Origin of the sequence: Microbacterium paludicola (assembly GCF_015235415.1) — a bacterium.
GTDB lineage: Bacteria > Actinomycetota > Actinomycetes > Actinomycetales > Microbacteriaceae > Microbacterium > Microbacterium paludicola.
In genome coordinates this window covers 18,457-27,219 of the sequence record NZ_JADGLL010000037.1, presented here as the reverse complement: position 1 = coordinate 27,219, position 8,763 = coordinate 18,457, and the positions used below count along the sequence as shown (strand labels likewise).

General features: G+C 70.3%; 8 protein-coding genes. 5 read left to right on the top strand and 3 right to left on the bottom strand.

The window, feature by feature from the left end:
- Positions 1–223: 223 nt before the first annotated feature.
- Entirely contained in the window at positions 224–1,204 is a 981-nt protein-coding gene (locus tag IR155_RS12635) for a glycosyltransferase (protein ID WP_135115180.1), read from the bottom strand.
- A gap of 143 nt (positions 1,205–1,347) precedes the next feature.
- On the opposite strand from IR155_RS12635, the gene IR155_RS12630 reads away from it, so the two are divergent.
- Positions 1,348–1,833, top strand: a complete 486-nt coding sequence (locus IR155_RS12630; RefSeq protein WP_135115179.1) for a GtrA family protein — start codon at positions 1,348–1,350, stop codon at positions 1,831–1,833.
- A 13-nt stretch (positions 1,834–1,846) separates the two neighbouring features.
- Here the strand turns inward: IR155_RS12630 and glf are convergent, their stop codons facing one another.
- Positions 1,847–2,986: a UDP-galactopyranose mutase gene (gene glf / locus IR155_RS12625; RefSeq protein WP_135115178.1), complete on the bottom strand. Its 1,140-nt coding sequence runs from the start codon at positions 2,984–2,986 to the stop codon at positions 1,847–1,849.
- Between the two features lie 164 nt (positions 2,987–3,150).
- Between glf and IR155_RS12620 the strand changes: the two genes are divergently transcribed.
- The 4 genes from IR155_RS12620 to IR155_RS12605 are packed head-to-tail and all read left to right on the top strand — an operon-like array spanning position 3,151 to position 6,471.
- Positions 3,151–3,657, top strand: coding sequence for a GtrA family protein (locus tag IR155_RS12620; protein WP_167760791.1), 507 nt, complete (start codon positions 3,151–3,153; stop codon positions 3,655–3,657).
- Positions 3,654–4,496 carry a glycosyltransferase family 2 protein gene (locus tag IR155_RS12615; protein ID WP_209306777.1) on the top strand — a complete coding sequence of 281 codons (843 nt, stop codon included), beginning with the start codon at positions 3,654–3,656 and terminating at the stop codon, positions 4,494–4,496. Before IR155_RS12620 ends, IR155_RS12615 begins: the two co-directional genes overlap by 4 nt.
- Positions 4,493–5,539 carry a glycosyltransferase gene (locus tag IR155_RS12610; protein ID WP_194210335.1) on the top strand — a complete coding sequence of 349 codons (1,047 nt, stop codon included), beginning with the start codon at positions 4,493–4,495 and terminating at the stop codon, positions 5,537–5,539. The genes IR155_RS12615 and IR155_RS12610 overlap by 4 nt, the downstream gene beginning before the upstream one ends.
- Entirely contained in the window at positions 5,539–6,471 is a 933-nt protein-coding gene (locus IR155_RS12605) for an NAD-dependent epimerase/dehydratase family protein (protein ID WP_135115176.1), read from the top strand. The genes IR155_RS12610 and IR155_RS12605 overlap by 1 nt, the downstream gene beginning before the upstream one ends.
- On the opposite strand, the gene IR155_RS12600 is transcribed toward IR155_RS12605, so the two are convergent.
- A complete protein-coding gene (locus IR155_RS12600; RefSeq protein ID WP_135115175.1) occupies positions 6,449–8,626 on the bottom strand; it encodes a class-II aminoacyl-tRNA synthetase family protein in 2,178 nt (725 codons plus the stop codon). The two genes, IR155_RS12605 and IR155_RS12600, sit on opposite strands and share 23 nt — an antisense overlap.
- Positions 8,627–8,763: the final 137 nt, after the last annotated feature.

Here is an 8,763-nt window from a genome sequence, read left to right as displayed (position 1 = left end):
CTATGGTGAGACACGTCGAGGTCCTCGGTTGGAGCAGCAGTTGGCGCTACTGATCCTCGGGGACCTCGACCCCTACCCGCCCGAACTCACCCGGCGAGCCTCACCCCCACCGGAAGTCCGAAGAGCCAGATAGCGCTCCAGGGTACCGGGGGCTCCGACGACGCTGCGGGTCACGGCAAGATCCTATGCGGGCCTGCCGTGCAGGAATCGTGGTCGCGGCGGCTCACGCGGGAGGCGCGTAGGTCAGATAGGTGAGCCGGCTCATCTCCCGACGCGAGCGGAGCACGCCATCGAGCACCAGCCCGATCACCCAGGACAGCGCGCCGAACAGCACGAACCCGAGGGCGAGCAGCGCCGTCGGAAGCCGCGGCACGAGCCCCGTCTCGAGGTACTCGACGATCACCGGCACACCGAACGCGATGCCCAGGAGCGCCAGGAGCGTCCCGAACAGACCGTAGAACAGCAGCGGGCGCTCGTGCCGGATGAGCTGGCCGATCAGGGCGAGGATGCGGAATCCGTCGTGATAGGTGCGCAGCTTGCTCTCGCTGCCCGCGGGGCGGTCCTTGAAGCCGACCGTCAGCTCCGTGTGGGGGACGCGGATGCTCATGACGTGGACCGTGAGCTCGGTCTCGATCTCGAACTCGCGCGATGCCGCCGGGAAGCTCTTCACGAAGCGGCGCGACATCACGCGGTAGCCGCTGAGCATGTCGCTCACGTTCGTGCCGAACACGCTGCCGACCAGCCAGTTGAAGCCGCGGTTGCCGAGCTCGTGACCCGGCCGGTAGGCGGTGTCCGTCTTCTGGCTGCGGACACCGAGCACGTGATCGTAGGGGCCCTCGCGCAGCACGCGGATCATCTCCGGCAGCGCGGCCGCGTCATACGTGTCGTCCCCGTCGATCATCACGTAGATGTCGGCCTCGACATCGGCGAAGGCCCGGCGCACGACGTTTCCCTTGCCCTTGCGCTCCTCGCGGCGGACTATGGCGCCCGCCTCACGGGCGATGTCGCCCGTGCCGTCCGTGCTGTTGTTGTCGTAGACGTACACGACCATCTCCGGCACGGCCGCCTTGAGGTCGGCGACCACCTTCGCGATGGCGAGTGCCTCGTTGTAGCACGGCACGATCGCGGCGATGACCGGTCGGGCCACGGACGGGGCTCCGTCGGAAGCGGTGGCGGTCGCGATCTCGGCGTCGGGCGTCGTCATCTCCGTGGACACATCTCCGTGGGGTTCCGAGGGAACATAGAATCGAGGCTTGCGACGCGCGCCAGCCGGCACCGTCAGAACCGCTTGAGACTATCACGCGGCAGGTTCCTGCCCCCTGACCGTCGCCCTGAGGAGACCCCCCGATGACGCGATCCGCGGCCCAGAAGCACACGCGACAGGCCGGGGCGTTCCTCGCGATCGGAGGCCTCGCGTTCCTCGTCGACGCCGCGGTGTTCAACCTGCTCGCGTTCTGGGTGACCGGTCACGGTCCCTTCTACGATCAGCCGGTGGTGGCGAAGACGATCGCCATCGTCGTCGCGTCTCTTGTGACGTACGTCGGGAACCGCTACTGGACGTTCAACGACCGCCACCTCCCGCACCGGTGGTCGCGCTACGCGCTGTTCGTCGTATTCAACCTCGTGGCGATCGGCCTGCAGCTGGGCTGCCTCGCATTCTCGCGCTACGTCCTGCACCTCGAGGGGCCGATCCCGGACAACATCGCGGGCACCCTGATCGGGCAGACTCTCGCGACGCTCTTCCGCTACCTCACGTACGACCGCTTCGTGTTCCCGCACGAGGAGCCCGCCGCGGGACAGGACGAGGGCGCGCCCGTCACGAGCGCGCCCTGATCCTGCCGCCCGCTCAGGCGTTGAGCTGGTTGTTCCACATCGACAGCGCCGAGCCGATCGCCATGTGCATGTCGAGGTACTGGTAGGTGCCGAGGCGACCGCCGAAGAACACGTCCTTCTCGCCCTTCTGCAGCTCGCGGTAGGCGAGCAGCCCCGATCGGTCGTCGGTCGAGTTCACCGGGTAGTAGGGCTCGTCCTCGCGGGTCGCGAAGCGCGAGAACTCGCGCATGATGACGGTCTTGTCATCCGGGTAGACGTCCTTGCGCTCCGGGTGGAAGTGCTTGAACTCGTGGATGCGGGTGTACGGGACGTCCGCGTCCGGGTAGTTCATGACCGAGGTGCCCTGGAAGTCGCCGACGTTCAGCACCTCCTCCTCGAAGTCCAGCGTCCGCCAGGCGAGCTCGCCCTCGGCGAAGTCGAAGTAGCGGTCGACGGGGCCGGTGTAGACGATCGGCACCTGGCCGACGAGCGCCTTCTTGTTCAGGGGCTGCGACTCGTCGAAGAAGTCGACGTTGAGCTTCACGTCGACGTTCGGGTGGTCGGCCATCCGCTCGATCCACGCGGTGTAGCCGTCGGTGGGAAGGCCCTCCCACGTGTCGTTGAAGTAGCGGTTGTCGTAGTTGTAGCGCACGGGAAGCCGGCTGATGATGTCGCCCGACAGCTTCTCGGGCGAGGTCTGCCACTGCTTGGCGGTGTAGTGCGCGAAGAAGGCCTCGAACAGCGGGCGCCCGACGAGCGCGATGCCCTTCTCCTCGAAGTTCGCCGCCGTCTTGACGTCGAACTCGCCCGCCTGCTCCTTGACCAGCGCGCGCGCCTCGTCGGGCGTGTACGCCGCGTTGAAGAACTGGTTGATCGTGTGCAGGTTCACCGGCAGCGCGTAGACCTGACCTTTGTGGGTCGAGTAGACCCGGTGCACGTAGTTCGTGAACGTCGTGAAGCGGTTGACGTACTCCCACACCGACGGGTTCGACGTGTGGAACAGGTGGGCGCCGTAGCGGTGGACCTCGATGCCGGTGGTCGGCTCGTTCTCGCTGTAGGCGTTGCCGCCGATGTGGTGGCGGCGGTCGATCACCGTGACCTTGCGCCCCGCCTCGGCGGCGCGCTCGGCGATGGTGAGTCCGAAGAAGCCGGATCCGACGACAAGCAGGTCCATGGCGTCACTCTCTCTGGTAGATGCGTCAGTCGATGCGTCGCGGTCCCGGTGCGGGAGCCGACGGCGCGTCAGGTCGCGCCCAGAAGATCCTAGACGGGGCCGGCTGGGGACGCCCGGAGCGCCACCGGCGTGACTCCCAGCCGCTCGCTGTAGCGTTGAGGACGATGAGCACCCCGGCCGACGAGACCGCTGACGACGCGGCGACGCGAGCCGACGGCGACGAGATCGCCGGGATGTCGGGCCCCGACGGGCCGCTCCTGCGTCTGTTCCGGGACCGTCGTGTCGCGTTCCTCTTCGTGGGCGCCGTGAACACCGGCATCGGATTCGCCTGGTTCGTGCTGTTCTCCTTCCTGTTCCGGATGTGGTGGCCCGGCCAGGACTGGATCGTCTTCGGCATCATCGTCGCGGCTCACGTCATGAGCACGCTCAGCGCGTTCGTCTTCTACCGCCGGTTCGTGTTCCGCGTCAGGGGTCACGTCTGGCTCGACTTCGCGCGGTTCCAGCTCGTCTACCTCGGGACGTTCCTGCTGAACCTCCTGGTGGTGCCGCCGATGAAGATCTGGCTCGGCTGGCACGAGATCGTCGCGCAGCTGCTCTTCACGGTCGTGATCGCGTTCGCCAGCTGGTTCGGGCACAGCCGCTTCTCGTTCCACCGGAAGGACGATCGGTGACCGCATCCCCCGGGGCCCCGCGTATCAGCGTCGTGGTGCCCGCCTACAACAACGGCCGCACGCTGCGCGAGACGCTCCGCTCGATCCTGGATCAGGATGTCCCCTCGCTCGAGCTGATCGTCGCCGACCACTCCTCCACCGACGACACCGCGGCCGTGATGGCGGAGTTCGCGGATGATCCGCGCGTGCGCCTGCTCACCACCGAGGCGGGTGGCGGCGCGGGCCGCAACTGGAACCGCGTCACCGAGGCGGCGACCGGCGAGTTCCTGAAGCTCGTGTGCGGCGACGACATCCTGCGCCCCGGCGTCCTGGCGCGCCAGGCCGGCATCCTCGAGCGCACGGGCGCGGTGCTCACCGCGTGCCGCCGCGACGTGGTCGACGCCGAGGGGCGCGTGCTCATGGCCGGATGGGGCCTCCGCGGCCTCGGTCGCCTGATGCCGGGCCGCGCCGCGGTGCGCAAGGCCGTGCGCGCCGGATCGAACCTGTTCGGCGAGCCGGCGTCGGTGATGATGCGCCGCGATCTGCTCGTGGCGGAGGGCGGCTGGTTCGACCGGTTCCCGTACCTCATCGACCAGGCGACGTACAGCCGGGTGCTGCTGCACGGCGACTTCGCCCCCGATCCCGAGGTGGGCGCCACGTTCCGGATGAGCGACACCCAGTGGAGCGTCGCGCTCGTCGCCGAGCAGGCGGGGCAGGCCCACGGCTTCCACGCCTGGCTGCACAAGACGCACCCCGGTGTGATCTCGTCGTTCGTCCGCCGCTACGGCGACCTCCGCGCCTCTCTCATGGCCCGGGCCCGTCGCCTCTCGTATCGTGTGCTTCAGAGGAGAATGCGATGAACCAGCTGGAGCCCACGGAGGGCACCGCGCCGTACGTCCACCGCATCAGTGTCGTGATCCCCGTCTACCAGGGCGAGAAGACGCTGCACGGCGTCGTCGACGAACTGCGCCCGCTCACGGCGACCTTCACCACGCCCGATGGACACCACGCGCGCGTCGAGGAGGTGCTGCTCGCCTACGACCGGGGTCCGGATCAGTCCGACCGCGTCATCCGCGAGCTCGCCGCCGCGAACTCGTGGATCGCGCCCGTGTGGCTCAGCCGCAACTTCGGCCAGCACGCCGCCACGCTCGCCGGTATGGCGAGCTCGGGCGGGGAGTGGATCGTCACGATCGACGAGGACGGGCAGCACGACCCGAACCAGATCGGGATCATGCTCGACGCCGCGCTGAACCAGCGCGCCGACCTGGTGTACGCGGCGCCCGTGAACACCCCGCCGCACGGCTTCATCCGCAACGCGGCATCGAAGGCGTCGAAGCGGGTGCTCGAGACGATCTTCGGGGGCGGCCAGGCGTCGCGATTCCACAGCTACCGGCTCGCGCTCGGCGAGATCGGCCGGAGCGTCGCGGCCTACGCCGGCACCGGCGTGTACCTCGACGTCGCGCTCAGCTGGGTCGCCGCGCGCACCGTCACGGCGCCGATCACGCTGCGCGAGGAGGGCGACCGCCGCTCGGGCTACTCGTTCCGCCGTCTGTTCGCGCACTTCTGGAGCATGGTGCTGACCTCGGGCACGCGGGGCCTGCGCCTCGTCACCGCCGCGGGCGGCATCGTGTTCGCGCTCGGGATCGTGTTCGCGCTGTACCTCGTGGTCGCGCGGATGGTCAGCGGCGAGCTCATCGAGCCCGGCTGGACCTCGCTCATGGTCGCCCTGCTGCTCGGCACCGGCGTGGTGCTCGTCGCGCTGGGGATCATCGCCGAGTACCTCGGCGTCGCCGTGAACATGGCGCTCGGCAAGCCCACCTACCTCATCGTCCGCGACCCCTCGATGGGCCCGCTGGGGCGCGTCGACCCGTCGCGTCGCTCGCCGGGTCCGTCCGGGATGTGATGACCGATCCAGCGCGCTGGATCATCGGCCGGGGTCTGCTCGGACGCGCCGTGGCGCGCTCCCGCGCCGACACGCCGTTCGCCGCGGCCGTGCCGTGGAGCGATCCGGATGCCGCGGTCCCCGCGCTCGAAGCGGGCCTCGCCGCGTTCGTGGCGGAGGCTCGACCCGACGCGCCCCTCGAGGTGCACTGGTGCGCCGGAAAGGCCGTGACCTCCACCCCGCGCGAGGTCGTCTTCGCCGAGGTCGACGTCTTCCGCGGCTTCCTCGCCGCCGTCGCCGACCTGCCCGACGCCGACCGCGCCCGCCTGACCATCACCATGGCCTCCTCGGTCGGCGGCGCCTACGCGGCCGCCGAGCATCCGCCCTTCACGGAGGACACGCCCACCGCCCCCGCCTCGGCCTACGGCGAGGGGAAGCTCGCCATGGAGGCGGCGCTGCGGGAGACGGCCGAGTCGACGGGCATCCGCGCCTTCGTCGCGCGGATCACCAACCTGTACGGCCCGGGACAGGACCTCGGCAAGGCGCAGGGGCTCATCTCGGTGCTCGCGCGTGCGCACCTCACGGGAAAGCCCGCGTCGGTCTACGTCCCGCTCGACACGCTGCGCGACTACATCTACGAGGACGACGCGGCCGCGATGGTCTCCGCCGGGGCGGCGCGTGCCGCCACCACGCCGCGCGGAACGCTGACGATCAAGATCGTCGGCAGCGGGCGCGCGGTGTCGATCGGCGCGCTCGTCAGCGAGCTGCAGCGCCTGCGCCGCCGGCACGGGGCGATCGTGCTCGGCGGCGGTGGAGACGCGCGCGGTCAGGCCCTCGACCTGCGCGTGCGCTCACGCGTCTGGCCCGAGCTCGACGCCCTCGCCCGCACCTCGCTGCCGGAGGGCCTGCACCGCGTGTTCACGGCGCAGCTCAGCGGCGCCGCGATCGGCTGACGGCCCGCAGCACGATCCAGCCGGCCCCCGCCAGCGCGGCGAGCACGGCGCCGGCCACCATCAGCGGCATCGCGGGCGGCTGGAACCGCACGGTGACCGTCTCGCCGGGGGCGACATCCGACACGTCGACCGTGAGCAGCCAGCCGCGCAGCGGATCGACGATGCTCGCTCCCCCGCTCGCCGAGTACCCGGGGTAGTCGAGGCGGCTGAAGACGACCCGGCCGTCCTCCCCTGCCTCGTCGACGGTGAACGTCACCTGCGTGTCGTCCTGTGCGACGACGGTGACGTCCGTGTCGTCCGCCTCCCACGCGATCCCGCCGGCGCTCGGCAGCGCCTCGTCACGCTGGAGGAGCCAGGTGTACTTTCCCTCCTCGGCGACGTGCCAGCCATCCGGCGTCTCGGGCTCGGCCCGGAACGTGTGCTTCATCGCGACGATCGTCGACACGGACATCAGGTCGCTCAGGGGCTTCCCCGTGGTCTCGTCCGTCGCCCAGAGGGCGTCGAGGCCCTTCTCGCAGGTGCGGCCGCGCAGGTCCATGCAGAGGTCCTCGGTGAACGCCGTGTACGGAAGCACGGTGTAGAGGTTCGACACCTCCGTGTCGCTCAGGTACCAGAGGTTCGCCATCAGGCGCTCGTCCCAGCTGGCCGCGTCGTCCTGACCCGCGTTGGTGTCGCCGACGACGAACCCGTCGCCGTGAGGCTCGGCGAGCACCTGGCGCATCGTCGCGACGTCGGGGGCGTCGCCGTCCGGCAGGGGCGATCGCGGCATCGCATACATCTGCGCCGCCACGGCGACGGCGGTGACGAGCATGGCGCCGAGCACGGCGATGGCCGTGCGGCGGGCGCGTGACCACGCCTCGCGGTGGGCGACCCACCACAGGGCGACGAGCGCGGCCGTCTGCAGCGCACCGGCGACAGCGATGCTGCGCCACGAGTGAGGGTCGTTCGCCCAGGCGAGGGCGGCCGTCACCACGATCGCGATGCCGCTCAGCAGCCGGCCGGTGCGCGTGATCAGGCGCGGGTAGGCGCGGGAGGCCGCGACGGCGAACAGGATGACGACCGCGAGGACGAGGTACGGCATGAACCGCAGCGGCCAGCGGATGGGGCCCATGTGGCTGGGGGCGAGCACGGCCCAGAGGGCGATGCCGCCGAAGATCAGCAGCGGCAGGCACCGGCGCACCGCGACGCGTGACATCGGCAGCACCAGCGGAAGCAGCGGCAGGAGCCACGCGATGTAGGCGAGCGGCGCGAGTGTCACATCGCCGTCCCACGAGCGGATGGTGCCGGCGACGGACGGCGCTCCCGCCGCGGCGAGGTCGGTGAGATCCGCGTTGAGGAAGAGGTAGTTGCCGAAGGGCGCATCCCCACGCTCGGAGACCGGCGCGGTGAGCAGCCCCGGCAGGTACACGAGCACCGTCAGCGCACCGCCCCACACGGAGGCGAGCAGCGTTCGCACGACCCGAGCGCCGTCGCGACGGATCGCGTGACGGATCAGGGTCTCGACGAGCACGACGACGAGCGCCATGACGCCGAACACGTAGCCGAACGTGATCAGCACGTACGAGGTCAGCAGATAAGGGATGGGCGAGTGCCGCGCCTCGACCGCCCGGCGCAGCGCCCACCACACCCACGGCAGCGCCGCGGCGTTGAACAGGCCGGTCGACCAGGACGCGGCATCCATGTAGACGGTGAAGCCGCCGAGCGGCACGAGGACGGCCGCCAGCGCCGCCCACGGCCGGTGCGCGCCGAACGAACGTGCGAGCAGGTGCACACCGAGCGCCATGAGCGCGAGGACGGCGACCTTGACAAGGGTGACGAACACGACGGGATCCGTGCTCCCCCGCGCGGCGAGGCCGATCAGCCAGACGAGGGGGTTGAGGACGCCCCACTGCCCCTCCGCGAGGTAGTTGCCCGCCTGCCAGGCCGACGGATCCAGCAGCGGCAGCCGCCCCTGCAGCAGCAGCTCGCCGAGCTGCCACCACTGCCCGAACGACCCGCGCTCGGTGTCGTCGGCGAAGTAGAAGCGCGGCTCGCGCACCACTCGGGCGAGCGCGAGGACGACCGTGACGGCGACCGCGAGGGTTGGCCAGGCGGCGCGGGTCAGAAGACCACCTCGCCTCGAGCGGGGCGCGCGCGCCGGGGCGATGTCGTTCACTGCCTGCCTCTCCAGCCACCGCTGTGGCGCGGTCGGCGGCATGTGATCGTAGCAACCGCGCCCGGCCGGACGGTGCAGGCGCGCCTTCCTGGAAGCACCGCCCATCGGCCGTTCTTCGCATGTGACACGATGGAGGC

Coding starts and splice junctions, on each gene's coding strand:
- IR155_RS12635 (WP_135115180.1), bottom strand. CDS start 1,204: ATGACGACGCCCGACGCCGAGATCGCGACCGCCACCGCTTCCGACGGA.
- IR155_RS12630 (WP_135115179.1), top strand. CDS start 1,348: ATGACGCGATCCGCGGCCCAGAAGCACACGCGACAGGCCGGGGCGTTC.
- glf (WP_135115178.1), bottom strand. CDS start 2,986: ATGGACCTGCTTGTCGTCGGATCCGGCTTCTTCGGACTCACCATCGCC.
- IR155_RS12620 (WP_167760791.1), top strand. CDS start 3,151: ATGAGCACCCCGGCCGACGAGACCGCTGACGACGCGGCGACGCGAGCC.
- IR155_RS12610 (WP_194210335.1), top strand. CDS start 4,493: ATGAACCAGCTGGAGCCCACGGAGGGCACCGCGCCGTACGTCCACCGC.
- IR155_RS12605 (WP_135115176.1), top strand. CDS start 5,539: ATGACCGATCCAGCGCGCTGGATCATCGGCCGGGGTCTGCTCGGACGC.